General features: G+C 68.5%; 23 protein-coding genes and 1 pseudogene. 19 read left to right on the top strand and 5 right to left on the bottom strand.

Annotated elements, in window-relative coordinates; translation table 11 throughout:
• Positions 1-202: 202 nt before the first annotated feature.
• The 3 genes from P2Q00_RS50035 to P2Q00_RS50025 form a co-directional block, all read right to left on the bottom strand.
• Complete coding sequence (locus P2Q00_RS50035) at positions 203-334, bottom strand: hypothetical protein (RefSeq protein WP_275781748.1); 132 nt, start codon at positions 332-334, stop codon at positions 203-205.
• A 65-nt stretch (positions 335-399) separates the two neighbouring features.
• Positions 400-1389 carry a DNA polymerase Y family protein gene (locus P2Q00_RS50030; protein WP_275781747.1) on the bottom strand — a complete coding sequence of 330 codons (990 nt, stop codon included), beginning with the start codon at positions 1387-1389 and terminating at the stop codon, positions 400-402.
• A gap of 699 nt (positions 1390-2088) precedes the next feature.
• The gene (locus P2Q00_RS50025; RefSeq protein WP_275781746.1) at positions 2089-3429 is read right to left on the bottom strand and encodes an NsdA family TPR-like regulatory protein; all 1341 of its coding nucleotides are present in this window, start codon (positions 3427-3429) and stop codon (positions 2089-2091) included.
• Between the two features lie 1004 nt (positions 3430-4433).
• Here P2Q00_RS50025 and P2Q00_RS50020 point away from each other — a divergent pair.
• The 6 genes from P2Q00_RS50020 (at position 4434) to P2Q00_RS49995 (ending at position 12975) form a co-directional block, all read left to right on the top strand.
• Positions 4434-6224 (top strand): 1-deoxy-D-xylulose-5-phosphate synthase, encoded by a 1791-nt coding sequence (locus P2Q00_RS50020; RefSeq protein ID WP_425579663.1) that lies wholly within the window; start codon positions 4434-4436, stop codon positions 6222-6224.
• On the top strand, positions 6224-7366 hold the full coding sequence (ispG, locus tag P2Q00_RS50015) for a flavodoxin-dependent (E)-4-hydroxy-3-methylbut-2-enyl-diphosphate synthase (RefSeq protein WP_275781744.1): 1143 nt from the start codon (positions 6224-6226) through the stop codon (positions 7364-7366). Before P2Q00_RS50020 ends, ispG begins: the two co-directional genes overlap by 1 nt.
• Entirely contained in the window at positions 7363-8427 is a 1065-nt protein-coding gene (locus P2Q00_RS50010; RefSeq protein WP_275781743.1) for a polyprenyl synthetase family protein, read from the top strand. The genes ispG and P2Q00_RS50010 overlap by 4 nt, the downstream gene beginning before the upstream one ends.
• 164 nt (positions 8428-8591) lie before the next feature.
• A complete protein-coding gene (locus tag P2Q00_RS50005) occupies positions 8592-9890 on the top strand; it encodes a monooxygenase (RefSeq protein ID WP_275781742.1) in 1299 nt (432 codons plus the stop codon).
• A gap of 392 nt (positions 9891-10282) precedes the next feature.
• Positions 10283-11371, top strand: coding sequence for a terpene synthase family protein (locus P2Q00_RS50000; protein ID WP_275781741.1), 1089 nt, complete (start codon positions 10283-10285; stop codon positions 11369-11371).
• Positions 11372-11478: 107 nt separating this feature from the next.
• Positions 11479-12975: a prenyltransferase/squalene oxidase repeat-containing protein gene (locus P2Q00_RS49995; protein WP_275781740.1), complete on the top strand. Its 1497-nt coding sequence runs from the start codon at positions 11479-11481 to the stop codon at positions 12973-12975.
• Positions 12976-12992: 17 nt separating this feature from the next.
• Here P2Q00_RS49995 and P2Q00_RS49990 read toward each other — a convergent pair whose 3' ends face one another.
• Positions 12993-14237: an IS110 family RNA-guided transposase gene (locus P2Q00_RS49990; protein ID WP_275781739.1), complete on the bottom strand. Its 1245-nt coding sequence runs from the start codon at positions 14235-14237 to the stop codon at positions 12993-12995.
• A gap of 233 nt (positions 14238-14470) precedes the next feature.
• Between P2Q00_RS49990 and P2Q00_RS49985 the strand changes: the two genes are divergently transcribed.
• The 9 genes and pseudogenes from P2Q00_RS49985 (at position 14471) to P2Q00_RS49945 (ending at position 23634) form a co-directional block, all read left to right on the top strand.
• Positions 14471-15433: a 4-hydroxy-3-methylbut-2-enyl diphosphate reductase gene (locus P2Q00_RS49985; protein WP_275781738.1), complete on the top strand. Its 963-nt coding sequence runs from the start codon at positions 14471-14473 to the stop codon at positions 15431-15433.
• Between the two features lie 291 nt (positions 15434-15724).
• On the top strand, positions 15725-15853 hold the full coding sequence (locus P2Q00_RS49980; RefSeq protein ID WP_275781737.1) for a hypothetical protein: 129 nt from the start codon (positions 15725-15727) through the stop codon (positions 15851-15853).
• Between the two features lie 112 nt (positions 15854-15965).
• Entirely contained in the window at positions 15966-17054 is a 1089-nt protein-coding gene (locus tag P2Q00_RS49975; protein ID WP_275781736.1) for a terpene synthase family protein, read from the top strand.
• Positions 17055-17156: 102 nt separating this feature from the next.
• Complete coding sequence (locus P2Q00_RS49970) at positions 17157-17459, top strand: hypothetical protein (protein ID WP_275781735.1); 303 nt, start codon at positions 17157-17159, stop codon at positions 17457-17459.
• 152 nt (positions 17460-17611) lie between these two features.
• Positions 17612-17875: pseudogene (locus P2Q00_RS49965) on the top strand (4-hydroxy-3-methylbut-2-enyl diphosphate reductase); the annotation flags it as partial.
• Positions 17876-18138: 263 nt separating this feature from the next.
• Positions 18139-18918 (top strand): TnsA-like heteromeric transposase endonuclease subunit, encoded by a 780-nt coding sequence (locus P2Q00_RS49960; protein WP_275781733.1) that lies wholly within the window; start codon positions 18139-18141, stop codon positions 18916-18918.
• On the top strand, positions 18915-21188 hold the full coding sequence (locus P2Q00_RS49955; RefSeq protein ID WP_275781732.1) for a transposase: 2274 nt from the start codon (positions 18915-18917) through the stop codon (positions 21186-21188). Before P2Q00_RS49960 ends, P2Q00_RS49955 begins: the two co-directional genes overlap by 4 nt.
• Positions 21185-22444 carry an AAA family ATPase gene (locus P2Q00_RS49950; protein ID WP_275781731.1) on the top strand — a complete coding sequence of 420 codons (1260 nt, stop codon included), beginning with the start codon at positions 21185-21187 and terminating at the stop codon, positions 22442-22444. The genes P2Q00_RS49955 and P2Q00_RS49950 overlap by 4 nt, the downstream gene beginning before the upstream one ends.
• Positions 22441-23634, top strand: a complete 1194-nt coding sequence (locus P2Q00_RS49945) for a TniQ family protein (protein WP_275781730.1) — start codon at positions 22441-22443, stop codon at positions 23632-23634. The genes P2Q00_RS49950 and P2Q00_RS49945 overlap by 4 nt, the downstream gene beginning before the upstream one ends.
• 208 nt (positions 23635-23842) lie before the next feature.
• Here the strand turns inward: P2Q00_RS49945 and P2Q00_RS49940 are convergent, their stop codons facing one another.
• On the bottom strand, positions 23843-24274 hold the full coding sequence (locus P2Q00_RS49940; protein WP_275781728.1) for a winged helix-turn-helix transcriptional regulator: 432 nt from the start codon (positions 24272-24274) through the stop codon (positions 23843-23845).
• 112 nt (positions 24275-24386) lie between these two features.
• Between P2Q00_RS49940 and P2Q00_RS49935 the strand changes: the two genes are divergently transcribed.
• The 4 genes from P2Q00_RS49935 (at position 24387) to P2Q00_RS49920 (ending at position 26544) form a co-directional block, all read left to right on the top strand.
• Positions 24387-25025, top strand: a complete 639-nt coding sequence (locus tag P2Q00_RS49935; protein WP_275781726.1) for an FMN-dependent NADH-azoreductase — start codon at positions 24387-24389, stop codon at positions 25023-25025.
• A 252-nt stretch (positions 25026-25277) separates the two neighbouring features.
• A complete protein-coding gene (locus tag P2Q00_RS49930) occupies positions 25278-25958 on the top strand; it encodes a DsbA family oxidoreductase (RefSeq protein WP_275781725.1) in 681 nt (226 codons plus the stop codon).
• A complete protein-coding gene (locus P2Q00_RS49925; RefSeq protein WP_275781724.1) occupies positions 25955-26140 on the top strand; it encodes a hypothetical protein in 186 nt (61 codons plus the stop codon). Before P2Q00_RS49930 ends, P2Q00_RS49925 begins: the two co-directional genes overlap by 4 nt.
• Before the next feature lie 23 nt (positions 26141-26163).
• Positions 26164-26544, top strand: coding sequence for an NAD(P)H-binding protein (locus tag P2Q00_RS49920; RefSeq protein WP_275781723.1), 381 nt, complete (start codon positions 26164-26166; stop codon positions 26542-26544).
• The last annotated feature ends 191 nt before the right edge of the window (positions 26545-26735 follow it).

Genomic DNA, 26735 nt, shown 5'->3' with positions numbered 1-26735 from the left:
AGCGCGCGACGCGAACCACGTCGCCGCACACTGGAAAGAGGCACTGAACCAGTTCTCACTCTTCTTCGAGGACCGGCTCAGCATCCAATGAAACCAGGCGACTTACACAAGATCACTGACACGCCCCAGTGATCCTGCCGGGCGGTGTGGTGGCGGCCAGCATTCGGTTGGGCACGAAGGCCAGGGCGGTTTCGACGCTGAATCAGGCCAGCGTCCTGAGGCGGACCAGTTCACTGATGCCGCGGGCGTCGCGGTCGAAGAATCTCTGGGCCCCCGTCAGGTCTGTCACGTTGCGTTCGATGGTGTCCTCCACCGTCGCGGGGGTGAGGGTCACGCCCCGGCGGGCCAGTTCGGCGAGGGTCTCGGCGACGGCTTCTTTGAACGCAAGGTGCCGGCGGTTCAGGGTGAGGGGGCCAGGGAGGCCGGGAAGACGGCGTCGGGTCCGAAGTGGGCGCGGGCGGTGTCGGCGGCCTTCTCGAGGCGGCGGGCTTTGTCGTCGCTCGCGTCGAGGAGGAGCTGGTGGTGGGCGTCGGCTGCGGTGCGCAGGGCAGAGGCGCGCAGGGTGATGGTGCGGACGCGAGCGCGTTGGAGGCCGAGGGTGTCGTAGATGCGGAAGGCGGCGTGGGTGAGGGCGGCGGAGTGGTTGGCGGCTTCGGGCAGGGTGCGGGTGCGGGTGGTGTGGGAGCGGTCGGCGTAGCGGATGTCGATGGTGAGGGTGCCGGCGGCGTCGTGGGTTGCGCGGAGGTCGGCGCCGAGTTGTTCGGCCAGGACGAGGAGGGCGCGGCGGTGCTGTAGCGGGTCGAGTTCGTCGTGCGGGAAGTCGTGGCGGGCGCTGCGGGAGGCGGGGGCGGAGCCGGGGGTGATGGGGCGGTGGTCGTGGCCGCGGACGCGGTCGGCGATCTCTCGGCCGGTGGCTTTGCCGAGGAGGCGCTGCAGGGTGAGCGGCGGGGTGTCAGCGAGGGCGCCGATGGTGTGCAGGCCGTGCCGGGTCAGGAGGGTGGCGGTGGCGGGGCCGATGCCGGGCAGGGCGTGGACGGGGCGGGGGTTGAGGAAGGCGGCGATCGCGTCCGGGGTGGGGTCGACGATGGTGATCCGGCCGGGTGGGGTGGTGTCGGCGGCCATGGCGGCGATCAGGATCGAGTTGCCGCCGCCGATGGTGGTCTGGACGCCGTAGAACGCGGCGGCGCGGAGCGCGATGAGGAGGGCGAGGTCGCGGGGGTGGCGGTCGAAGTACTTCAATGCGCCGGTGACGTCTTGGTCGGCGGCGGTCGGGGGTAGGGCCTGCCAGCGGGGGGAGATTCCGTCGAGGACGGCCAGGAGCTGGTGGTAGAGGTCCTCGTTGCCGTCGTGGTGGAAGTGGATGCGCAGGATGGCGCGGTCGCGGGTCATGGTGTTCACCCGGCGCTTCCCGGATTCACCAGACGCATCAGAGTGTCTCGCCACGGCATCTGGTGTGGGGCTTCGACGCCGGGATCGGAGCGGATGCTCGTGGCATGGCGCACACCCCAGTCAGGGCCTATTCGCAACCTTCTTAGATCAATGTATCGAACATAATTCGAACATCGCGACTCTCGTCAGGCGTGTTGTGTGTGACGGAGCACGACAGTTTGCGAGTGGAGCACGACAGCCTGCGAGCGAGTTGCCGGTTACTCTCTGTTCGGTGGCCCGGCGGAGCTGTCCTGTCCCCGCGATGCGCAGGCAGTCACGGCTGTCGCTCTGGGACCACACAAGCCCGCCCTCACCGGCATGGCCACCGCGGTCATCGCCGGACTGGCCAGCCCCGCGATGACCTGATGGAGCGGACCGACCGACCACGCCGTCGAGAACGGCGGAGCCGGCAAGGTCCTCGACGCCCCGGACGAGGCGTTGCACCCATCGCCCCGCAGGGCACCCTCCACAGTGGGGCCGATGGAGTGCAGGGGCAGAGGGACCTATGTGTCGCAGGGCGGCCCACGCGTGCGGGCGGGCACGATTCTGACTATGCAAGATCCGTTCGATCGTTCTTCTGTTCAGTCGATTCCTGCCGGCCCAGTGGTGTGCGGCGGCGCGCACGGTCCGGAGATTGAGGAGCCGCCGGGCGACGCCTGTTCAGCGGGGCGTGCTGGTGAGTTCTGTGATGCGGTCGAGGAGGTCGGCGACGCCGGTGCGTTGTTGGTGGGGCCGCAGGTGCTGGACTGCCGCGGCCAAACGCTGGTCGGCGCGCCAGGAGTGGAGGGTGGGGTAGGCGTCGAGGAGGGCGTGCCAGTGGGTGAGGGTGGGTTCGATGTGGCCGAGGCGTAGGTGGGTTTCGGCGAGGCGTGCGTGGGTGAGGGCGGCGGGCAGGCGTTCGGTCGGGGTGCGCACCCGCAGGGAGGTGGTCAGTGCGGTGAGGGCGCCGGTGTGGTCCTTGAGGGTCGCAAGGACCTGGCCGCGCTGGTAATGGAGGGCGCCAGCCGGGTAGCTGCTGAAGGGTCCCGGTTCGGCGCTGGCCTGGGTGTGGAGGTGTTCGGCGCGGGCGAGGGAGGCCACGGCTGCGTGCCGGTTGTCATGGGCGCTGAGGACGGCCAGGTGGATGCGGGTGTAGGCGCGGACGGCGGGCGGGGCATGCCGGGCGTGCTGGTCGGCCTGTTCGGCGAGGTTCAGGACGGCGGGGGTGTGCCGGCCGAGGTCGTGGGCGTGGGTGGCCATGGTGCGCAGTGCGATGGCGAGGGTGACGTGGTCGTCGGCGTCGCTGGCGAGGCGGGCGGCGATCTGGTGGTAGTGCTGGGCCACGGCGTGGTGGCCGCTGTCGGCGCACATCGAGCCCAGCAGCACGGCCAGTCGGGCGGCGGCTGCCAGCAGGCCGTGCTGCACCTGGGTGGGAGCCGGGCGGTGCAGGAGGGGAGTGACCTCGTGGGCGAGGTAGGCGGCCAGGGCGGCGCGCATGTGCTGGCCGCCGTGCTGGTCGGCCGAGGTGGCGAACACCGAGGCCATGGCCCCCAATTGCGCCACGTCGCCCTGTGTGGCGCGGCGGCCGGAGCGTTCCGGACCCTCGGACATGGCCGGGGTCTGGCCCTGGGCGGGCAAGGCGAGTGCGGTGGCGGTGAGGACGCCCGCGCCGAGCAGGGCGCGACGGTGCGGGTCGAGCTCGGCGTGGGTGAGGTGGATGAGTTTGCGCATGGGGTCGGCCTCCCAGGCGGGATCCACGAGTTGGGCCGGGGCTCGGGTGAGGCCAGCTTCGTGGGCCGTGATGCGCCTGTCCAGGCGGCGGGAGAGGCATTCCAGGATCAGAGCGGGAAGCGGGGGGCGGGGCTGGGTGCCCTCCAGCCAGCGCCGCACCGTGGTGGGATGGACGGTCAACGTCATGCCCTGCTCGGCAGCGATGCCCCGGAGTGCGGCGGCGAACTGGGCAGGGGCCCAGTCGGCCGCCTCCAGTAAGAGTGTGAGTCGGGTGTTGGAGATGCGCGGCATGGGTGTCTCCCGGGCTGGCGAGCATGTGACGCTCGTGCCGGTGTCTGAAGACGGGGTGCGTCCTGCAGCCGCGCGCCATTGCAGCGGTCGCCGGTGCGCTGTGCGCATGTACGGGGACAAGACGTGCGTTGGTTATATGCCGCAGGACTTGTCAGGCGAACCCGGGTATCGAGTGATCACCAGGCTGCGCACGGTGTGCGGGGTCTGGTGCCTCGATCCCGGTCAGTGTCGGCCGAAGCGGCGCTGATCACTTTTGTGTCGCCGTGCACCGGTGCGGGCCGGCCCGATCCCGGGCGACGTGCCGCGGCCGTGGGAGAGGACGGTGTCGAGTTCCGTGCCCCGGGCCGGCAGCTACCGAATGCCCTTGCGGCGGTGATGACTTCGGCGCTTAAGAAAGGATCTTGCACGGCGAGTTCCCCTTCCGCTCGCACGCTGGGTCTGGGGGCGCGTGCGCTGGGAGCCGCACGGCAGTCAAACGAAGGGGGCTGGGCGGAGGTAAGCGTGTGCGGCAGACATATGCGAGTCGTCAGTTCCCACCCCCGGCGCGCCGCGCACACCCCCGGTGAACCCGCACACGGGTCGGTGACCGGCGGATGCGGAGGAGTCCGCAGGGTGCCGGTGGTGCCTGTTGCTGTGGTCCGGGGGCCGCCGGCCGTGCGATCACCCCACCGGCACCGGGAGTACCGCGCCAAGCGGCCCGTCCGTCGCGCCTTGCGGTTGCCGGGCCCCCGTATCCGCGTTTCACAAGTTCACTAGGTTGCGAGTTGTGCGACCTTTTCACGGCTTCCAGGCCTGGATCGGCGGGGTGCGGGGGTGCTGAACTGGCATTTCACTGCGGCGTGTTGGCGTGAGGCCGACCCAGCAGGGGCTTGCTTCGCCGTGCCCGTGCCGTACTGCTTGCCGCTCCATCAGGCGGAAGGACCAGCCGAATGGCGCACCTACCGGCCCCACCCGGTCGCGCAGAAGTCTCCTGCCCACTCCCGGATCCGGCGCAGCTGAAGGCCATGGCCGAGCCGGAGCTCGGCCAGCTCGCGAGCCGGCTCCGGTCGTTTCTGATCGGGCACGTGTGCGCGACGGGCGGGCACCTGGGCCCGAATCTGGGCGCGGTGGAACTGACTCTCGCTCTGCACCGGGTCTTCGATTCGCCCCGCGACAGCCTGGTCTTCGACACCGGGCATCAGGCGTACGTGCACAAGCTGCTGACCGGCCGGTCCGGGGAGTTCGGCACGCTGCGGCAGGCCGGCGGACTGTCCGGCTACCCCTCCCGCCGCGAGTCGGTCCACGATCTGGTGGAGAACTCCCACGCCTCCACAGCTCTGTCGTACGCGGACGGCCTGGCCAAGGCCCGCGCGCTCAACGGCGAGCAGGACCGCGCGGTGGTGGCGGTCATCGGCGACGGCGCGCTCACCGGTGGTATGGCCTGGGAGGCGCTCAACAACCTCGGCGGCGCACCGCAGCGTCCGGTGATCGTGGTCCTCAACGACAACGGCCGCTCCTACGCCCCCACCACCGGCGCCCTCGCCGCGCACCTGGCCGCGCTCAGGCAGGATGCGGGCGCGGCGGTGTGCCGCAACCTGTTCACCGACCTCGGCTTCACCTACTTCGGCCCCGTCGACGGACACGACACCGAAGGAATCGAAGAGGCGCTGCGCCGGGCCCGCGCCCTGTGCCGTCCCGTCGTCGTGCACGTGGTGACCGTCAAAGGCAAGGGTTACGGCCCGGCCGAACAGGATGTGGCGGACTGTCTGCATGCGGTGGGTACCGTCGATCCGGCCACCGGCCGTCCCGCCCCCATACGTTCAAACGGGGCACGCTCGTGGACCAGCGTGTTCGGCCAGGCCCTCGCGGAGGTGGCGGCCGAGCGGGCGGACGTCGTCGCGATCACCGCGGCGATGCTGCGGCCCACCGGCCTGCACCCGATGCAGCAACGTTTCCCCGAGCGGGTCTTCGATGTCGGCATCGCCGAACAGCACGCCGTCACCAGCGCGGCCGGGCTGGCAATGGGTGGTTTCCACCCCGTCGTCGCCATCTACGCGACCTTCCTCAACCGGGCCGTCGACCAGGTGCTGATGGATGTCGCCCTGCACCGGCTGCCGGTCACGTTCGTCCTGGACCGGGCGGGCATCACCGGACCCGACGGCCCCTCCCATCACGGCATGTGGGACCTGTCCCTGCTCTCCGCGGTCCCCGGCCTGCGGATCGCCGCCCCACGCGATCCGGCCCGGCTGCGTACCCTGCTGCGCGCAGCGATCGACATGCAGGACGGGCCCACCCTGCTGCGCCTGCCCAAAGCCGCCGCGGGGCCCGACATCGAGGCCCTGGCCCGCATCGACGGCCTGGACATCCTGCACCGCTCAACCCGCCGCCCCCTCGACGTCCTCCTGGTGGCGGTCGGTCCGATGGCCGAGGCCGCACTCGCGGCCGCCGCCCTGCTGGAGACACAGGGGTTCGGAGTCACGGTCGTCGATCCACGCTGGGTCATCCCGGTCAATGCGGCCCTGCCTGCGCTGATCGCCCGCCACCGGCTGGCTGTCACCATCGAGGACAACTCCCGCACCGGCGGTGCGGGTTCGGCCATCGCCCAGGCATGCCGCGATGCCCGCGTGGACACTCCGGTCACCGTGCTGGGCCTGCCCCGCGCCTTCATCCCCCACGGCCCGCGAAAAGCCCTGCTCGCCCAAGCGGGCCTGGACGCCGCGGGCATCACCCGAGCCGTGCGAGAGCTGATCGCGGATCCCGCCGCCGGCTTCCCCTCCGAACGCCCTGCCCTCTCTCATCCTGCTCGGAGGCCCTGATGACGGCCATCGGCCTTGGCCTGCCCGCCCTGCCCGCGCAGACGCCGGTGCGCCGCCGCACACGGCAGATCCATGTCGGCGATGTCCCCGTCGGCGGCGGCGCACCCATCAGCGTGCAGACCATGACCACCACGCTGACCGCGGACGTGGACGCCACGCTGCGGCAGATCGCCGAGGTCACCGCTGCCGGCTGCGACATCATCCGTATTGCGGTGCCCTCCCAGGACGACGCCGACGCCCTGCCCGCCATCACCGCCAAATCACCGATCCCGGTCATCGCCGACATCCACTTCCAGCCCCGCTACGTCTTCCAAGCGATCGATGCCGGCTGCGCGGGCGTGCGCGTCAATCCCGGCAACATCAAGAAGTTCGACGACAAGGTCGGCGAGATCGCCAAGGCTGCTGGTGCCGCCGGGGTGGCGATCCGCATCGGCGTCAACGCCGGTTCCCTCGACCCCCGCCTGCTGGCCAAGTACGGATCCGCGACGCCCGGGGCGCTCGTCGAATCCGCGCTGTGGGAGGCGTCCCTCTTCGAGGAGCACGGCTTCACCGATCTGAAGATCGCGGTCAAGCACCACGACCCGCTCACGGTGATCGCCGCGAACCGGCTGCTCGCCGACGCCTGCGACTACCCGCTGCACCTCGGCGTCACCGAGGCCGGCACCGCCATGCAGGGCGCGATCAAGTCCGCGGCCGCTTTCGCGATCCTCCTGGCCGAGGGCATCGGCGACACCATCCGGGTCTCGATCTCCGACCATCCCGTGCAGCAGGTCAAGGCCGGCAACCACATCCTGTCCTCCCTCGGGCTGCGTCCGCGCAAGCTGGAGATCGTCTCCTGCCCCGGCTGCGGCCGCCTCCAAGTAGACATCCACCGCCTGGCCGGCCAGGTCGAAGCGGCCTTCGACGGCTTCCCCCACCCCCTGCGCGTCGCCGTCATGGGCTGCGTCGTCAACGGACCTGGCGAATCCCGCGAGGCCGACCTCGGCGTCTCCTGCGGCAACGGCAAGGGCCAGATCTTCGTCCGCGGCCAGGTCGTCCGCACCGTCCCCGAGTCCCACGTGGTCGAGGCCCTCCTCGACGAAGCCCTGCGCCTGACCGACGAAGCACCAGCACCCACCGAACCGGTAGGGGAGACCGCATGACCGCCCCGTCCCTGGACGCTCAGCCCATCGACCTCGCGGCACTGCAGAGCCGGGTCGACACGGCGCTGCACGACTTCCTCGACGCCAAGACGCGCAGCGCCAAGGACCAATGCCTGCCCCTGGATGTGTCCGCGGCGTTGCGGGACTTCCTCACCGCGGGCGGGAAGCGGTTGCGGCCCCTGCTCTGCGTACTGGGCTGGCATGCCGTCGGCGGACAGGACGACGACACGGCCGTGGTGCGCACGGCGGCGGCGCTGGAGATGTTCCACGCCTTCTGCCTCATCCACGACGACATCATGGACAACAGTGCCACCCGCCGCGGCAGGCCCACCGTGCACCGCTCGATCGCCGTCCGGCACGGCCACGACCGCCTTGGTACCAGCGCGGCCATCCTGATCGGCGACATGGCACTGGCATGGTCCGACGAACTCCTGCACAGCGCCGGCCACCCGCCCCACCGCCTCGCCGGACTGCGCCGGGTCATCGACGTCATGCGCCAAGAGGTCATCTACGGCCAGTACCTGGACCTCATGACACCGCTCGGACCGATCACCGACCACGAAGCGGCCCTGCAAGTGATCCGGTTCAAGACCGCCAAGTACACCGTGGAACGCCCCCTGCACTGCGGGGCGATCCTCGCCGACGCCGACCCGGACCTGACCGCCGCCCTTTCACGCTACGCCCTTCCCCTCGGCGAGGCCTTCCAGCTCCGCGACGACCTCCTCGGCGTCTACGGCCGCCCCGACGACACCGGCAAACCCGTCCTGGACGACCTGCGTGAGGGCAAGCAAACGGTCCTGCTCGCCCTGGCCGCCCAGCGCGCCAACACCGCCCAGCGGAAACTCCTCGACACCCTGGTCGGCACCGCAGACCTGGACCTCGACGGCGCCGCCCGCATCCGCGCCGTCCTGGACACAACCGGCGCCCACGCCACGGTCGAAGACATGATCGCCACCCGGTACGCACAGGCCCTCACCGCCCTCGACGCCGTCCCGTACCCGAAACCGGCCGCCGCCGCCCTACGGCACCTCGCCGCCCGAGCCGTGGAGCGCACGTCATGACCACTCCACAAGCGGGTGCCGACACCTCGCCCCAGCCCTTACCCTCCGAGAACCCATCCGTGCGCGGCTGCGACACAGACGCAGGCCCGGGCTCCGTTGGGGCTCATGTCCCGCAGCCCTCGCGTATTCCAGCGGCCGAGAAACCCCGGCGCGAACACGCCATCGTGATCGGGGCCGGATTCGCCGGACTGCTCGCCGCCAGGGCCCTGGCGGATCACTTCGGCCAGGTCACCCTTCTCGAACGCGACACCATCACCGATGACGCCGCGTTCCGGCGCGGCACCCCGCAAAGCCATCACGCCCACTACCTCCTGGAGCGCGGGGCTTTGACGCTGGAGGCGCTGTTGCCCGGGCTGCGCGGCGACTTGACCACCGCGGGCGTCCCCGTCCAGGACTTCGGCGAAGCCATGCGGTTCTTCCTGCCATCCGGCTGGACCCCACTCACCACCACAGGCATCGGCGTGCAGTCGTTGAGCCGTCCCTTCCTCGAGCAGCAGATCCGCCGCCGCGTGCTGGCCCTGCCGAACGTGACACTTACCGACGGCTTCCGCGTCGACGGGCTGGTGAGCCACGGCCCCGAACCGACCTCGATCCGCGGGGTGCGTGGGCATCTGGACGGGACGCGAAAGGAGATCGGCGCCGACCTGGTCGTCGTCGCCGCAGGCCGCGGCCCCCAACTGTCCACATGGCTTACCACTGCCGGGTTTTCGCCACCTCGCGAACGCAGCGTGGACGCTCAGGTCGCCTACACCACCCGGCTGTTCGAGGGACACCCCGAGGACGGCTGGACCGCCCGGGGCGTGCTCGCCTACGCCCCGCACGCCCACCGGGCCTGCGGAATCGTGGCCGTCGAGCACGGCCGCTGCCTGGTCACCCTGGCTGGCGCCGCCGGGGAAAAATGCCCCGTCGACGACACCGGTTTCCAGTCCTTCGCCGAAAGCCTCCCGGACACCTTCGCCGCCGACTACCTCAAGACCCACCGCCCCCTCACCTCGGCCCGCCGGTTTGTCGATCACGGCAATCGATGGCGCCTGCTCCACCGCGAGCGCACCTGGCCCTCGGGCCTTGTCGCCGTCGGGGACGCACTGTGCCTGTTCAACCCCATCTACGGCCAGGGCCTCACGGTCGCCGCCCTGCAGGCCCAGGCCCTTGCCGCTTGGCTGGAGCGCCACGAGTCGACCCGCCAGTTCCAGCGCCGCGCCGCCCGCATCATCCGCATCCCCTGGCTCATGGCCACCAGCTCCGACCTTGCCTGGACTACCAAGCGCACCCAAGTCCTGCCACGAGCCGCGCATTGGTACCTGGGCCGCCTGATCAACCGCATCCCCCACGACCTCGACCTGTACCGACGCTTTGCCCGAGTCCAGCACATGCGCACCTCGCCCATGGCCCTGCTCGCCCCCACCGTGTTGGCCAAAGCCCTTCGCCCACAGCCCATTCCACCCGCCCAGGTGGCCCCATGACCCCACACGCCCAATGGCCAAGGCCCACCAACACGTCACCGCATCCCCGGCACATCATCCGTAGCGTGCCCCTGTCACCCTGTGGGCCCTACTCGGCGTCGCCTTCCTCGGCCATCGAGGCCTGGCTCCTGGGTTGCTGGATCGCCTATGGCGTCCTGCACGCCCCATAGGCAGGCGGCTTCCGGGCGTGAGTGCGCGCCCTTTCGACTAGCTGTGTTGGCCGCGCCGACCAGAGGTATCCGCCGACCGCGAGGATGTGCGTATCCCATAACGGCGCAGGCCAGCACCCTGCTGGAGACGGTCTGACGCCAAAGGCCCTGCCCGCGGTCCCTGTCGAGGAACCGCCAAAGCAGGAGAGCACCCAAGCCGAACACTCACCAAAGGAGGCCGCTGTGGTCCAATCGGTGCCCCCGCTGAAAATCCCTGCCTGCTACTGCCCAATTCCCTCACTGATCCATCCAAACGCTGCAGAGATCGACGCATGCTCGGTCAATTTCCTGGCGAGGTTTGGTCTGTGCGAGGAGCAGCAGCAACGCGAGCGGGTGATTGCAGGGTTGAACAGAGTAGCCGGACTTACGATCCCCCGTGGCGACCAGGTGGCAGTACAGGTGGCGAGTGACCTGGCCGCGTGGATTTTCGCCTTTGACGACATCTGCGACGAGGGACCATTGGGCACCCGCCCCGGTGAACTGATTGAGGCCATGTCCCGACTCCAGCGGGCCATCGAAAGTCCCGAACTCCTCGTCCAGGACGATCCCTTCGCACAAGCGTTGCGCGACATCCGGTTACGTCTGAATGCTGTGGCCACACCAGTACAGGTGGCGCGCTGGGTAGATGCGATGCGCGGATACTTCTTCGTGGAGGCCTACAAGGCTTGCAATATCGCGCGAAATGTGGCGCCGAACTTGAGTGACTATGCGTTCATTCGCGTGTACGCGGCGGGTGCGCTGGCTTTTGCTGTGCTTCCCCACATCGCTGAGGGCATCGACCTGCCCTCAACGGTCTGGGAGGACCGGCGGATCCGCGCCCTGACTGAAATGGCCGACTCGGTGACGATGTGGGACTCCGATATCTTCTCCTACGCCAAGGAGAGTCACCGAAGCGGAGATGGTCACAATCTGATCGATGCCGTCCGCAACACCTATGGCTATTCCAGCGGTCAGGCTCTCAAGGCTGCGGTTGCGATGCGTGACCGAGTCATGTGTCGTTTTCTTCAATTGCGCGAGGAGGTTACCGCCGAGGGCGACCCGTTGATCCGCCGGTACCTGCAAGGCCTGGGCCACTACATCCGCGGCGTGCTGGACTGGTGCCTGATCACCGACCGGTATGTGTATCTCGACGGACTCAGCAGTAGCAGTCTCGCCTTCCACACTGCAGGATGGCGCGACACTCCCAGTGATGACTCCCCCGAACCGCTGCCGATCCCGTCGATCGCCTGGTGGTGGTCTGTTGGCGCCACAGGGGAGGCGTCGCGACCATGACCGCAACTTCACAGTCCTTGCAGCACGGTGCCGCTGGGCCGAGGGCCGCCGCCGCGGGGGGTTCCACACGGCTTGGGGAGTGTGTCGCGAAGCTGACCGCACACCTCGTGACGCACATCGATGATCGGGGCGCGGTTCAGGAGGCCTGCGGCAGCCGGGTCCTGGAATCCGCGCTCATGCTCGCCCTGTTGCGCCGGGAACGCATCTACCCGGGCACAAGGAAGTCTCTCGCTCGCTTTCTTCAGTCGCAGCGCGAGGATCGCGCCTTGACGGCGCTGGAGCGGCAGCTGGCGGATATCTGCCTGTCCGACCGGCCGCCCCAGGTCGAGGTGGAGGCGCTCCTGGGGGGCTTCGAGCATTTCACCGCGGCGCGCAAAAGGCTGATGTTCGACACCTACCTGATGGTCCTGGGTGCGACACCCCCTGACGAGAAGGTGAACTTGTCCGCTGTCGAGTACCACGGGCATGCTTCCTGGGTGGGAGTCACGCTCAGCGCCGTGAAGATCCTCCATGCCTACGGGCGCGGGCGCCCGGATCTGCTCAGAGAGCAGGACCGGGAGTTCCTGACCTCGCAGGTCGAGGACGGCAGCAGACGGGAGGTCTGGGAAGGGCATCTGTCCGCTCACCTGCTGGCCCTCCACGCAGTCAACCGGTTCCTGCCCGGCAGTCGACTGGTCCGTGAGGACATCGACCGGATACTCCAGCACCGCAACCCCGACGGCGGCCTCCCCTTCATCACCGACATGACCGTGTGGCTCACGGCTCTGGCCGGCCTGGCCCTGACCAGGGTCGATACGGATCCGGCGTTGCTACGGCGGATGGGCGACTACCTGGCAATCCATCAGGCTCCCGACGGTGGCTGGTCCTACACCGAAAGCGTCACACAGACCGACGTCGACGACACCAGCTGCAGCGCAGAGTTCCTCTCCGCCCTGGACCCGTCCCGGTATGCCGATGAGCTGAACCGGGCGGGGCGGTACCTCACCCACATCGCCAACGAGGACGGCGGCTTCCCCACCTACCGCCGCGGTCACGCTTCAGAGATAACCATGACCGCCAACGCGATCAGTGCGCTGGCGCCCGACTGGGACCGTCATGCCGCGTTGCTGGAACCAGCCGTCGCTTTCCTCTTGCGGACGCAGAAGCCAGACGGCACCTTCGAACGCAGCTGGAGCAGAGCCGATGCCTACGCGATCTCCCGCGCCCTTCACGCACTCTCCCTGGCACCGCACCGCCACGTGGCCCGCTTCCGAACGGGCATCAGCCAGGTATCCACGCTCGCCCTGCGGTACCTGGAGGGCGCACAGAACCCGGACGGCGGCTGGGGCCATCGCAGCGGTGACCCCAGCGACCCCATCAGTACCGCACACGCCCTGACCGCGTCCCTCCCGTCAGGGAGTGCGCCCTGGCGCCTGAGCGGAGTCCGCTACCTCATGGACCAGCAAGAGCCCGACGGCGGCTTCACGTCTGTCCCCGACCAGGCAGCACCACGTCCCATTCCCTATGACTTCCCAGTCCTCGCGGACATCTTCGTCCTCAAGGCCCTCGGTAACACCCACCACCTCCTTTCGCAGGGGGCGCATCCTACGGAGCGCACCTCATGACACCCCCTGTGTCAACCTCACACCGCTTGAGCCAGTGGTTGTGGGGTTGTGAGACGTTGCAGTCCGCCGTGCCGGTCTGGCTGGTAGGGCTCGTGGTTGAGCCAGCAGCGATGGATCACGCGGATCCAGGCGCGGGCCAGGACGCGGACGGCATGCGGGTGGTCCATACCCCGGCCGCGGGCCCGCTGGTAGATGTCCGCTGCCCACTTGCTCTCGTGTCTGCTGTTGTCGGCGAAGGTCACCATGGCCTGGCGGAGGCGTTTGTTGCAGGCCCATCGGTAGGACACTCCGCGCATGCGCCCGGATGCCTTGGTGACCGGGGCGACGCCTGCGAACGCGGCGACGGCGTCCGGGCCGCCGTAGGCGGTGCGGGAATCGCCCCATTCAGCCAGAATCTGGGCAGCGTTGACCTGCCCGGCCCGCGGCAGCGAGGTGAAGATCCGCCCGTCGGGGTGCTGGCCGAGGTGGGCGGCGACGGACCGGTCGAGGTCCTTCTTCACCGTGGCGAGCGTCCGCAGCACCGTGACCAGCGCGATGACGGCGTCCCGGCCAGCCTCGGTCTCGGATTCACCCGTGACGCCAGCCGGGGCCGAACGCAGGCGTTTGACCAGGTCGGCGGGGCTGCGGCGGCCGCAGTAGGAGTGCTTGACACAGAACGCGGCCATGCGCCTTTCACCGAGTGCGGCGGCGGAGACCGGGGTCGGGTAGCGGGTGAGGAAGTCCAGCGCGATCGGCGACTCCACGTCCGCGAACAGGGTCTTGGCGCCGGGCCAGAAGGCGTCCAGCAGCGCGGAGAGCATGTTGGTGGCCATCACCCGCAGCCGCACCACGTCGTCGCGGGTGCGGACCACGGTGCGAAGTGCCTTGGCCTGTCCGGAGGACGGGCGGGCAGGGCTGAGCTTGTGGTGCCGCAGCCGCAGGTACTCGGCGATGACCATGGCGTCACCGGGATCGGACTTCGCGCCGGACAGGACCTCGGCGTCCCGCCATGCCTTGATGGCGTTGGACTTCACCGGCACCACCGGGTGTCCGGCCTCCAGCAGCTGGTCGACGGGCCGACCGTCGGGCCGTTCGATCGCCACGGGCATGTCCTCGGCCTGGCCGAGCTTCCCGAGCCGACGGATCAGGTCCGCGAACCCGACGGCGGTGTGGGTGATGGCGAACTCGGTCCTGACGCGGCCGGCCTCGGTCAGGACGCAGACCGTGTGCTCGGACGATCCCCAGTCGATGCCGACGTAGTACGCGCTCTCGGGCAGTGCCACAGCTCTCCTCGTGCCTATCAGCGACAGGCCGGTGACGAAGCTGAGCCCCGGGCGGTCACTGACTGGCGCTCTGCGGCGCGTCCCTCTGTTGCCGGTCGACAGCTCCGGAAGAACCGGGGGCGGCAGTGTCATGAGGGCCCTCGAAGGGCGACCGCCACGGGCCGTCACCCCGGTTCTCACCGGCATCTAACCACGAGCGCCCAACTGACGCCCGCAGAAAGGATGGTGGACCAGTGACCCGCCACCGCGTCCTGCTCGCATCTCCCCGCAGCTATTGCGCCGGTGTCGTACGCGCGATTCAGGCTGTCGAGCAAGCCTTGGAACAGTACGGCGCCCCGATCTATGTCCGCCACGAGATCGTCCACAACAAGTACGTCGTACAGACCCTGGAGAAGAAGGGCGCCATCTTCGTCGAGCGGACGGAGGAGGTCCCCGAGGGCTCCATCGTCATGTTCTCCGCACACGGCGTGGCCCCGACCGTGCACGCGGAGGCCGCCGAGCGGAACCTCGCCACGATCGACGCGACTTGCCCCCTGGTGACCAAGGTCCACAAGGAGGCCATCCGGTACGCCAGGGAGGACTACGACATCCTCCTGATCGGCCACGAGGGCCACGAGGAAGTCATCGGCACCTCCGGCGAGGCCCCCAACCACATCACCCTGGTCGACGGCCCCGCCGACGTCGCCAACGTCGAGGTCCGCGACGAGTCGAAGGTCGTCTGGCTCTCCCAGACCACCCTCTCCGTCGACGAGACCATGGAGACCGTCGACGCCCTCAAGACCAAGTTCCCCAACCTCCTCTCCCCGCCCAGCGACGACATCTGCTACGCCACGCAGAACCGCCAGACCGCGGTCAAGAAGCTCGCCGAGGACGCCCAGCTGGTCATCGTCGTCGGCTCCCGCAACTCCTCGAACTCCAAGCGCATGGTCGAGGTCGCCCTCGGCGCCGGCGCCAACGCCGCCTACCTGGTGGACTTCGCCGACGAGATCGACGAGACCTGGCTGGAGGGCGTCACCACGGTCGGCCTGACCTCCGGTGCCTCGGTCCCCGACGTCCTGGTCGACGGCGTCCTGGAGTGGCTGGCCGCGCACGGCTACGCGGACGTCGAGACGGTCAAGACCGCCGACGAATCCATCACCTTCAGCCTCCCCAAGGAACTCCGCCGCGACCTACACACAGGAACGCATGCTTCATAGGCGACCGCACAGGAGAACGCCTGCAGCACGACCTCAGCCGCGGCGACACCTGGTCCCCCGCCTACTTGCCGGACCCCCTCCAACGTTCCACCTCCGTCCACTGGCCGCCCGCATCCCGGCTCGTGGTCACCCAGACACCGACAAGACCCTGGCCAAGTCAGGCGAGTGGATCGGCAACAACCTGTCCTTCACGACCTCGCCGTTCCGCACCGCGCCGGACCTGCACGAGAATGCGACCGCCTCGGCTGCCTGTACGCGCCAGACCTGCCCGAGAGGTGGACCCTGTTCGTCGTGACCTTCAGCCACTACCTGGGTGCGGTCGACACCGAGATGTCCACTCCCGCGAGCCTGGGAGGCAGCTTCCACGCCGTCCGCTACGAAGCCACCATCCAACTCGCCCTGATACGGCAAGCACTGTGACCACATCTCAAACACGCCTTTGGCCGCTCGGCGGTCTATGTCGGCTCGCAGGCCCTGGTCAACACCTTCGCAATGCGAGGCATCAACCTAAAGCACCGGGACGGAGAACCCTATGAGTGACGGCATTGGCGGCTGGCGGATCCAGACAGACGGACAGGTCGAACCTTACGGCGAACGCCTCACCAGCGTGCCCTATGACTTTCCAGGCCTCGAACCGGTTCATCTCCCGGGGCTCCTCCTCCCGGTGCGGCACGCCCTCAGCCCGCATCTGGCCGAGGTCCGGACGGCCTACGTCGATTGGCTGGTCGACAGTGAACTGATCCAGCCGGGAACTCAAGGGCACGACGTCCTACTCGGCATGAAACTGGACGAGTGCTCCGCCCTGACCAACGCCAGGTGCAGCAAGGACCTTGTACTCTACGGGGCCCTCAACCTGGCCCTGTTCTTCCTCTTCGATGACCTGATTGACAACGTCGCCGTCGGCGCCGACACCAAACTCTCCTACCTCGGCAAGCTGTCACGGATCGTGGACGGCGCACGACCATCACCCCACGACGACGCGCTGCTCAAAGCGTGGCACCGATGGCTGAAGGAGAGCGAAGCGTACGCCACACCCGCACTCTACTCAGCCTTCATCTCGGACCTTCTCCGCTACCTCGGCGCGGTTCGCTCGCACATCCTCACCGACCAGTCAGAGACCGTGTGCGCCATGACCTATCTCATGCGCCGTCAAGAAGACATCGTCACCCGCTATTTCATGGCACACGGCGCCATCTTCCTGGCACACGAGTCCGGCCTCGACATCCGGCAGGTCGCCGACGAGCAACACGTGCGGATGATCACCGACATCCTTCCGTTCGTCGTCGTCCTCCAAAACGACCTAATCGGCCTTTACAAGGACGTGAAGAGCGGAGAGCCGAACTTCGTCACGATCCTGCAACGCGAGTACGGCCTGGACCTGCAGACCTCCATCGACCTCACCGGCAAGATCGAGGACGACATGGTCAGGTCCATGCTTCAGATCGAAAACGATCTTCCCCGGCTGGTCGACGGGTACCATACGAAACAAGAGGCGATCAGCAAATATCTGAGCCTCGCCTACGGCATAATCCGCGGCACCTTCGACTGGTACATGATCAGCAACCGCTACGTCGACCCACACTACTTCTCCGCCAGCGACATCACTTCCTCTCTGGGCTGATCCCGCGAGAAAGCCTCGCGCCACGCGTCGCCGACCGAGCGGGAAAGCGTTCGTCAGCAACCCTTCTGACTGCGAGGGGGTATCTCTGCGGCAGTTCCGCAGGTGCGCGGCCTGCCTCGGCACGACGTGTGCAAGCCCGTCGCGTTGCTCGCGGTCGTCGTCTCCGGGCTGCTCACCGCCGCGCATCTGCTACTGGGGGTCGAGGAGTTCGGCCGGTGGTCACTGGTGATGCTGCTGTGGGGCTGCGCCCAGGCCGGCATCGCACCGCTTCAGCTGTGGCTTCGCCAGTTCTACGCCACCGCCCATGAACGGAGCCGTCTCGGGCTGCGCTACACGGCACTGCGCCAGGCCACCGGCCCGATCTTCACCGCCGCCGACTTCGCGGCCTGTACGGGCGACCGCTGACCTACGTCGTGACCGCCAAGGGACGCCTCAAATCAACGGACATGCCCGGCACTTTCCGGCTGCATCTGTGGTGGAGTGTGGCGACCGCCCTCGCTCTGGGCGCCGCGGTCGCAACCGACCAGGCGGCACTCACCATGCGCATCGCATTGACCGTCCCCCTCGGCGCCGGCGCGGACGCCTCCTACCTGGTGGACAACGCCCGCGAGATCGACGAGGCCTGACTAGAGGGCGTCACCACGGTCGGCGTCACCTCCGGCGCCTCCGTCCCGGACGTCCTGGTCGACGGCGTCCTGCAGTGGCTGGCCGCGCACAGCTACGCGGACGCCGAAACGGTCAAGACCACATACGAATCCATCACCTTCAACCTCCCCGAGGAACTCCGCCGCGACCTACGCACGGAACCGGATGTTTCATAGGTGGTCGCCGATGCAACACCCGGCACCAACGGCGTTGTTGCAGGTCGCCATATTTCGGCATCGCAGCTCAGAACCTTGTCCTGACCATAGTCATCTGGAACAGGACGGGAGCGAATCACTGAACTGAACCGTCGCTGGTGAGCAATTTCGAAGACTTTCGGTGATCCCATCCCGGCATATGCCGTGGCTGCTCCTCTGGATACATGGCTTCTGCGACCAGGTCGGTGGTCCGGTCCGACTCATGCGGTCTGGACATGATGATCATGGAACGTGCAGGGGACGAGACGGCACGGGATCGGTTGGCGCTGTCCGAGCGCTGGCAGCGGCGATGGATCACTTCGTGGCAGGTCGGCGGCGGGTCGGCGGCATGGCCGGTGAGCGAGGTCGGCTCGGTGCCTGTCGGCTTGTCGTCTCCGGTTCGCCGGTTCACCTGGAGGGCGAGGCAGGGGCACCGGCCGGGGCTGCAGTTCATGGTGTCGACCGGCCGCCACCACGGCTTCGAGTCGCTGGAGGAGCAGCGTCTGCTGCTCGCATTGGACTTCCTCCGGGCCGTCGATGTGCTGGCCCAGCCGTTTGAACTGGACTTCGAGCACGAGGGGGTACGCGCACGGCACACCCCGGACTTCCTGGCGGTGATGCCCGGCAGGGGCGGGTGGTTGTTCGACGTCCGGCCGGAGCGGCTGATCGGACCGCTCGACGCCCTGAAGTTCGCGGCGGCCCGGCACGTGGCGGAGACAGTCGGATGGCGGTATTCGGTGGTGGCCGGCTGGCGTCCGCACGTCCACAGCGTCCTGGATTTCCTGTCGTCCCAGCGTCGCCCGTTGCAGGATCCGATGCGGCTCCAGGGGGAGCTGCTGGCCGCCGTCGAAGAGGCGGGCAAACTCACGTTCGGGGAGGTGGTCAGGGCAACGAGGTTGCCGGTGGTCGCTCGCGCGCACGCGACGCATCTGCTCTGGCACCGGAAGTTGGCCACGGATCTGGGCAGTCCCTTGAACGACGGATCGCCGGTCTGGCTCGGCGCCTCACCGCGGGGGCGGCCGTGACAACCGTCGGCAGGCTGCGCAACCTCGCCGTCAGCGGTCGTCTGCTGTTGAACGGAGTCGAGTGGAGGGTCGAGTCGATCGAGCCGCAGCTCGGCCGGTTCCGCCTGGTCCATGAGGACGGAAGGAGGGAAGAGCGGACGATCCGCTGGCTGATCCAGCACCCGGACGTCCGTCACGTTGGGGGCCGGCGGCCGGACCGGCGGGAACGAGTCGCGGGACAGCCTCGCAGCCGGGCCGATCTGACGGAAACCCGCTTGAAGCAGGCCATGATCAGGGCCGAGCACGTGAGGGAGGTCGCGACCGGCTTCCGCGACGGCCATCCGTCCCGGGCCCGGCCCGGTGAACCCAGGCCCGCCTACGATCCCGAGTGGACGACGCTGACCCAGCGGCGGCAGGCCAAGGTCGACGAGCTGGGAGAGATGCCCACGCACGAGGCGGAGATGCTCGGGTTGAAGGGCCTGGGCCTGCGAACTCTGCAGGGACTGACCGCGCTGGAGGGTGAGAACCTGCTGCTGGCCTGCGCGGACGGCCGCTGGACCCGGCGCCGGATCGGCCATCCCAGCGTCACTGAGGAGATCCGTCAGGCGATCTTCGCGGTCAGGAAGGAGTGCGGGCCCCGGTCCCGGATCGGGATGAGGGCCAAGCACCGTCTGCTGTACCAGTATGTTCGTGAGACGTTCCCCGACTTCCCGGTCGACAAGATCCCCTCGCGTTGGACCCTGACCCGGGTCTGGGAGGAATGGTTCGGGCCGGGCGGCGGACGGCAGCGGTACCTGCGTACTGCCGCAGCCGGGGCAGAGGCCGGTGTCGGACACCGGTTCGTGGTCCACCGGCCGGGGCAGGTCCTGGCCCTGGACTCGACACCGCTGCCCGTCCAGCTGCGTGAGACGGTGTTCGGCGAGCCGGTCGCGGCGACGCTGACGTTGGGGCTCGACCTGTTCACGCACTCGTTGCCCGCGTTCCGGCTTACCCTGGGCTCGGACACCTCGGTCGACGTCGCGATGCTGTTGCGAGACGTGATGATGCCGTTGCCGATGCGCGAGGGCTGGGGCGAGGACATGGCCTGGCCTTATCCGGGTGTCCCGGCGGAGATCATCACCGAGTTCGCCGGTCACGAGGTTGCGGGACTGCCGTTCTTCGCGCCGGAGACGGTCACCACGGACCACGGCGGCCCCTACAAGAATCACGACCTGGTGGAGGCGGAGCGCGAACTGGGCTGCAACATCCTGCCCGCGCGAGTCCTGCGGCAGACCGACAAGTTCGCCGTCGAGCGGGTTTTCGGCGCGATCAAGACACTGCTGTTCGAGCACCTGCTGGGGTTCACCGGCGCAGATGTCGCCGACCGCGGCGCCGATCCGGAAGCCGACGCGGTCCTGACGCTCACGCAGATGGAGCACTTGATCGCGACGTGGATCGTCCGGATCTGGCAGACGCGCAAGCTCGGCGAGTACGCCCCTGCCTGGGGGCCGGGCGAGGACCACAGTCCCAACTCGCTGTTCGCCGTCGCGATGGAGCAGGGCGGCTGGTCCATGCAGATCCCCGCACCGGAGCTCTACTACAAGGTCCTGCGCAAGCACCACGTGAAGATTCACCCGCGACGCGGGGTCAAGATCCTCGGCCTTTGGTATCACACCAACGTCCTGGAGCAGGACCGCTTCCGCGGCCCCTCCGGGCGCGGCGGCAAGCACGCCGGGAAGTGGGTGGTCCACAGCGATCGGCGGGACCGCCGGCAGGTGTTCTTCCAGGACCCTGACGACCACGACACCTGGCACACCCTGCACTGGACAGGGCTGCCGCCCGAGGGCGAGGTCCCCGCGTTCTCCGACACGAGCGTGACGGACCTGCTCGAACACGTCCGCCGGCACGGTCTCGCGCCGCGTTCGGAGGAAGAGCTGCTGCCGGTCCTGGTCGAACTACTCACCGCGACCACCCCGGTGAATCAGTGGCCGACCCAGAAGGCCAGGAGAGGCAAGACCCCTGGCGGCAAGCGGGAACGGTCCGCCCTGGCCCGCGAGGACTCGCGCGGCCGCACCGCGGCAGCCGACCGGGCCGCGGGCGGGCCTCCCGCCGCCGAGGAAGCAGCTCCGACCGTGATCCCGGGGATCGAGCGGGCCGTCGACGCCTCACGGCGCCGACACCGAGAAGCGGCACAGCGTCGTGAACCAGTTGCACCACCGCTCCTGGACGACGTCCTGCGACGGCGGAGCCTGTTCCTGCTGCCGGGCGGGCTCGGCGAAGACGCCCCCAAGACAGCCGAGGAGGGGGCGTGAACCAGAACGTGTCGGCAGGGCTGCCCACGCGGACCCAGATCGCCGAACTGATCATTCGTCCCCGCCACCATCGGGACACCTTCGACGGCTGGCAGCACTTCCGCACCAGCCGGGGCATGTCGGCTCCGCCGCCGATACTCACCGCGGCCCAACGGGGGTTGCTCCCGCCGGACCGCCGGGCGGACTACGACCTGTTGCGCCGATTGACGAACGTGAACCTGCCGATCCAGCAGACCCCGATGTCCGCGAGGGTCGCCCGCCTGATCAACCGGCGGCTGAACGGCAACGTTCTCAAGCAGGACGACCCGACGCTCTCGGGAATCATGGTCAGCGGCTCCGGCAACCACGGCAAGACCGCCACGGTCTGCGCCGTCACAGCGGCGTTCGAGGACACCTGGCTCGACCTGCACCAGTCCATCAATCCGAACGCGATCGAAGGCACCTTGGACCTCCACGCGCCGGTCGTCTATGTCCAGACCCCGGTGACGGCCAGTCCGAAGAGCCTGTGTCAGGCGATCTTGAACTTCTTCGGCCCGCAGCCCCGGCAGCTCACGCTCCCCCAGCTGATCCGTCAGGTCGCCGCCTCACTACGCGACCATTGCGTCCGCGCGCTGATCCTCGACGACATCAACCGGTTGCGCATGCACCGGGCCGACGATCAGGACGTCCTGGACCTGATCCGATCGCTGATGAGCTTCCAGGTCACCCTTATCCTGACCGGCGTCAACATCCCCGGCATGGGTCTGCTGCGCGAGGCGAAGTGGGATGCCAGGAAACGCCAGTGGATCCTGCCTCCGCTGGAAACCACCCGCGTCCACGGCCTGGAGGTCACCCAGACCGAGCGCCGCTTCGAGATGGTCGAGCTGGACCGCTTCCGCTACGGCACCAGCAGGGAGATCGAGGCGTTCACCGACCACTTGCACGGGATCGAAGTCCACTTGCGGCTCATGAACGCGAAGCCGGGCATGCTCACCACGGGGACCATGCCGGAGTACCTGTTCCGGCGGTGCGAGGGCGTCGTCGGCATCCTCGGCCGGCTCGTCGCCGACGGCGCGCAGGAGGCCATGGACAGCGGTCGGGAAATCCTCGACGAGACCTTGCTCGACGACATCGTGATCGGCAGGGAGGACCGCACCGACGGCCATGCCGAGGACCAGTCCGAAGCCGTCGTCCCGGAGCCTCGCTCCCCGCGTCGCCCCGGCCGCAACACCGTCTTCGACGACCGCGGTCCCAGGCCGGATACAGCAACCGCGTGAAGACCCTGCTCGACGACCGGCCTCTGCCCCGCAGTCTGGTCCCTCTGCCCGGCGAGAGCCTGTTCGGCTTCATTCTCCGTCTCAGCCACCGCCTCGACGAAAGCCCACTTCAACTGGGGAGACGTACAGGAGTGAGCCGCTTGGTGAGCCAGCAAGGCGCTCACTCCATCCCGAGCCGACTCCTGCTACGGCTGGAGGCCTCCCAGCTGCGATCTTTCGCGAAGGCGACCATGCTCGACGAGGAGGCTGTCGACGATCTCACCCTGCGGCCGCTCAGCAACCGCTACCCGCCGCTCGCCGAAGCGCTGCCCCTGCTCCGCAAGAAGACGGCCCTGCCGCCTTGGCTCCGCTTCGAAACCACCAGCTACTGCCCCAGCTGCCTGGCCGGCGACGGGTCGACGATCCAAAACCTGCACGGCGGCCCATGGAAACGACTGTGGCATCTACCGATCGTCTTCGCCTGCCTTGATCACAACGTCTTCCTCCGAGACGTCTGTCCCGCCTGCCAACAGCAGCCCCTCCAAAGGACGCCGGGCACCAACTCGGCAATCCCAACCCACGGACTCGCCAGCCTCCACCCAGCGCAATGCCGCCGGACCGTCGCCCTCGCAACGAAGCAGCCCTGCGGAGCCCGCCTCGATCGCCCCGCCCATCACACCGGCCAGGACCTGCCCCCGCTAACCACCGACATCGCCACCGTCCAGCAAGAACTGCTCGACCTGCTGAAAGGCACCGCCTCGGTCGATGCTCAGACGTCGTTTGCCGACCTGAACCTCATGGCCACCATCATCTCGGCAGCATGGCCGCACCACCCCGAAGTGTCCGCGCCTACCGAACTGCTCGACGCCTTCAGCAGCCACCACGACACGCAACAAGAGCTCATCGAGCGCCGAGAACCCCAGATCAAGGGCCCGCCCCGGCTCGACACATCCTGGAGGATCACCCCGCAGTCCGCGCCAGCAACGGCCGCCCTGCTGGCCATGTCCAGACACTGCCTGCGCCTGCCCGCCGTTCATCTCAGAGAACAACTCACCGAGCTGCTGGGGCACGCCCCAGGCCGGAACCACCCACGCTGGGGCGGCGCCTTGGAGGCGACCTCAGCCCAACGCTGCTCGCCCCAACTTCGCCTGGCGTTGCGAGGCACCCTCGCCGAGCGCCCGACCGGGCCACTTCACGGTCACGACGGGTGACCAACACGACTACAGACTCGCAAGCTTCGACCCGCCAGACTCGCAAGCTATCGCGCTCCACCAGGCCTCCGACCATGTCTTCTCTCGCGGCCGCTCGCAAACTAAGGGGCTCCGTCACATTGTGCTGGTGTGACCGGCCACGACAGCCTGCGAAGAGCCGCAAGGGGTGACGAATATTGCCTGCCGACCACGCGGGGCCTGGAGAGGGTCAGCTTTTCGCGTTCGCGGGTGTCGGCTTCGTTGTCGCCCGGGCGGCGTGTGCGCGGTGCTCACGGATCTCGTCGTGATGGGTCGAGGCCCAGTCGATCAGGGAACCGACGATGTCGAGGAGGCTGATCCCGAGGGGGGTGAGGGCGTACTCGACGCGTGGGGGGACTTCGGCGTATGCGGTTCGGGTGACGAGGCCGTCCTGGACGAGCTGCCGCAGCGTGAGGGTGAGCATGCGCTGGGAGATCCCCGGCACGGTGTGGTGCAGATCGGAGTAGCGACGCACGCCCTGTTGCAGGGTGGCGATCACGAGCAGTGTCCACTTGTCGCCGACACGCTCGAGGATCTCGCGGATGAAGGCGGACTGCCCTGCGGGGATACGGGCGCACGGCCCTGTCGGCATCGTGTTGGCGGTTACGCCGGCGGTGTCCATGGCGCACATACTCCTTCGGTACAGACATGAATGTGCCTTTTGTAGAGGTCTCCATACCATCGCATGATGGCGCTGCGCACAAAAGATAAGTTTCGGTTTCGGAGGCACCTTCATGTCCTATCTGCTGCACATCGATTCCTCCTCCCTGGGCGCCGACTCGGTGTCCCGGCAGGTCGCCCAGTCTTTTCGGGATTCCTGGCGGGGGCCGGTCGTGCACCGTGACCTCGGAGCCGCACCGGTGCCTCACCTCAGTGCCGCCGGCATCGCTGCGCGCAGCGCGGACCAAGCCGCTCGCACCCCGGAGCAGGCCGCGGCCGCAGCGATCCAGGAGGAACTGATCGGGGAGTTCCTCGGCGCGAGCGCCTACCTGTTCACGGTGCCGATGTACAACTACTCGATGCCCTCGGTGTTCAAGGCATGGCTGGACCAGGTCATGACCGTGGGTGCCACGATGGCGCTTCCCGACGGGCCGCCGGCTGCCGGCCGTCCCGCCCTGGTGGTATCCGCCCGGGGCGGCGGCTACGGCCCCGGCACCCCCAACCACGGCATGGACCATGTGATCCCCACCCTCGAAACCGTCCTGGGACATCAGCAGACGCTCGGCCTCGACGTGAGAGTCCTGACCCCCGAGCTCACCCTCGCCCCGGTCGTCCCCGCCATGTCCGAATTGGTACCGCTGCACGAGGCGTCCCTGGCGGACTCCCATGAGCAGGCCCGCAAGCTCGCCGAAACCTTCCAGGCCGCCCTGTAGAGCCTGAAAGCGTCGCTCTCGGCTGCAAACACGCCCGGCGCGGGACGGTCTTCCGGATTGACCCGAGGCTGTCCGGCACCGGGACCCACCGTCGTCCGCGGTGTCTGGCTCCCGACCCGGACCAGCCCGAAGCCCCGCCTGCGATGACCGGACCGAACCCGCGCTCGGGGCAGATCGGTCGCCTGCTCGTCCAGTGGGTCGCCGGCATCTGTCCCTTCAACCGCCGTACCCGTGCACAGGAATGAGGCTTCCATGACCATGTCCACCGCGCCGGAATCACCGACACCGGACACCGGCTCTCCTCTGGTCATCGAGTGGTGGACCGACCTGGGCTGCCCCTGGTGCTACATCGGCAAGCACAGGCTCGAGCAGGCCGTCACCACAGCTGCGGCCGGGCCGGTAGAGGTGGTCCTTCGTTCCTTCCAACTGGATCCGGACATGGCCTCAACACCGGTATCGGTGCCGGAAGTGTTCGTCGCCAAGCACGGAGGCACGGCCGAGCACGCCCGCCGGATGGAAGCGCAGATGGCCGCACTGGCCCGCGCCGAGGGCCTGCCGTACAGCGTGGACCGCCCGGCCGCGAACACCTTCGACGTCCACCGGGCTCTGCATCTCGCCCGCGCTCACGGCGTGGCCACACCGATGTTCTCGACGTTGCAGCGCGGCTACTTCGCCGGCGAGCTCAACCCGTTCGACGACGACGTACTGGTCCAGGTCGCCGCCGACGCCGGAGTTCCGGCCGAGGAGACGCGCGCGCTGCTGTCCGGGGACGCCTACGCACAGGCTGTCCGCGACGAACGGGCGGCGGGCCGGGCGCTCGGCATCACGGGTGTGCCGTTCGCGGTCTTCAACGGCACTCACGCCGTTGCCGGCGCCACCCATGTCCAGGGCTACGCAACCGCCATCGCGCAGGCACGGGGAGCGTCCGCATGACCGCACCCACCACGCGTCACACCGAGTCGGCCGACTGCGACACCCTCGTCGCGGCCGGCGACGGCGATTCCCACGCCACGCCTCCACCCGCGCTCACGCTCATCAGCGCTCCGGAAGGCGCGTTCTGCGACGCCCAAGGCCACTGCTCGGATGGAGCTGTGGAGATGAACCCTGCCTCATAGCCCGGTCCCGTAGAGGTGAACCCATGCGCATAACCGTCTTCGGTGGTACCGGCCCCACCGGCCTGCTCCTGATCAACCAGGCCCTGGCCGGAGGCCACGCGGTCGTCGCCTACGCCCGTACGCCCGCGAAACTGCCCTCCCACCAGCGGCTCACGGGGATCCCGGGACAACTCGACGACGCATCGGCCATCGGCGAGGCGGTACGCGGCAGCGACACAGGAGGAGATCACCCGCCTCCGCCAACAACTGAGGGGCAACCGGCAAGAGCGCCAACGACTTCAGCAGCAGGTCGACGCCGCAGCGACGTCATCGCCACCCTTCTCGCCGAGAACGCGGCCCTCCGCGAGCAACTGGCCAGACGCTCCGGCGTCGTCGTTCCACTGCCTCTCGCCCGTCGAGAGTGAGCCAACTTGAGGAGCGGGACAAGCGGGCGTCAACCCAACTCTGGCCACCTCTCCCGACGGTCGAGAGCGTGTCTGAAAGATCGTGTAAGTCCGTGATGTGAAAACCTGGCCCGGGGCTCGCCCTCGGGCCCTCGGGCCGGGCGGATCGGACGAGTCATGGCAGACAAAGACGAAGCGGCCGCGTATGTGGC

Origin of the sequence: Streptomyces coacervatus, assembly GCF_029223485.1 — a bacterium.
GTDB classification, from domain to species: Bacteria; Actinomycetota; Actinomycetes; order Streptomycetales; family Streptomycetaceae; genus Streptomyces; species Streptomyces coacervatus.
This window is presented reverse-complemented; position numbering and strand designations above follow the sequence as displayed.

What these genes read in the sequence shown, in the direction of transcription:
- P2Q00_RS50030 (WP_275781747.1), bottom strand. Translation starts at nt 1,389, where the DNA reads ATGACCCGCGACCGCGCCATCCTGCGCATCCACTTCCACCACGACGGC.
- P2Q00_RS50025 (WP_275781746.1), bottom strand. Translation starts at nt 3,429, where the DNA reads ATGCCGCGCATCTCCAACACCCGACTCACACTCTTACTGGAGGCGGCC.
- P2Q00_RS50020 (WP_425579663.1), top strand. Translation starts at nt 4,434, where the DNA reads ATGGCCGAGCCGGAGCTCGGCCAGCTCGCGAGCCGGCTCCGGTCGTTT.
- ispG (WP_275781744.1), top strand. Translation starts at nt 6,224, where the DNA reads ATGACGGCCATCGGCCTTGGCCTGCCCGCCCTGCCCGCGCAGACGCCG.
- P2Q00_RS50010 (WP_275781743.1), top strand. Translation starts at nt 7,363, where the DNA reads ATGACCGCCCCGTCCCTGGACGCTCAGCCCATCGACCTCGCGGCACTG.
- P2Q00_RS49975 (WP_275781736.1), top strand. Translation starts at nt 15,966, where the DNA reads ATGAGTGACGGCATTGGCGGCTGGCGGATCCAGACAGACGGACAGGTC.
- P2Q00_RS49960 (WP_275781733.1), top strand. Translation starts at nt 18,139, where the DNA reads ATGGAACGTGCAGGGGACGAGACGGCACGGGATCGGTTGGCGCTGTCC.
- P2Q00_RS49940 (WP_275781728.1), bottom strand. Translation starts at nt 24,274, where the DNA reads ATGGACACCGCCGGCGTAACCGCCAACACGATGCCGACAGGGCCGTGC.
- P2Q00_RS49935 (WP_275781726.1), top strand. Translation starts at nt 24,387, where the DNA reads ATGTCCTATCTGCTGCACATCGATTCCTCCTCCCTGGGCGCCGACTCG.
- P2Q00_RS49930 (WP_275781725.1), top strand. Translation starts at nt 25,278, where the DNA reads ATGACCATGTCCACCGCGCCGGAATCACCGACACCGGACACCGGCTCT.
- P2Q00_RS49925 (WP_275781724.1), top strand. Translation starts at nt 25,955, where the DNA reads ATGACCGCACCCACCACGCGTCACACCGAGTCGGCCGACTGCGACACC.
- P2Q00_RS49920 (WP_275781723.1), top strand. Translation starts at nt 26,164, where the DNA reads ATGCGCATAACCGTCTTCGGTGGTACCGGCCCCACCGGCCTGCTCCTG.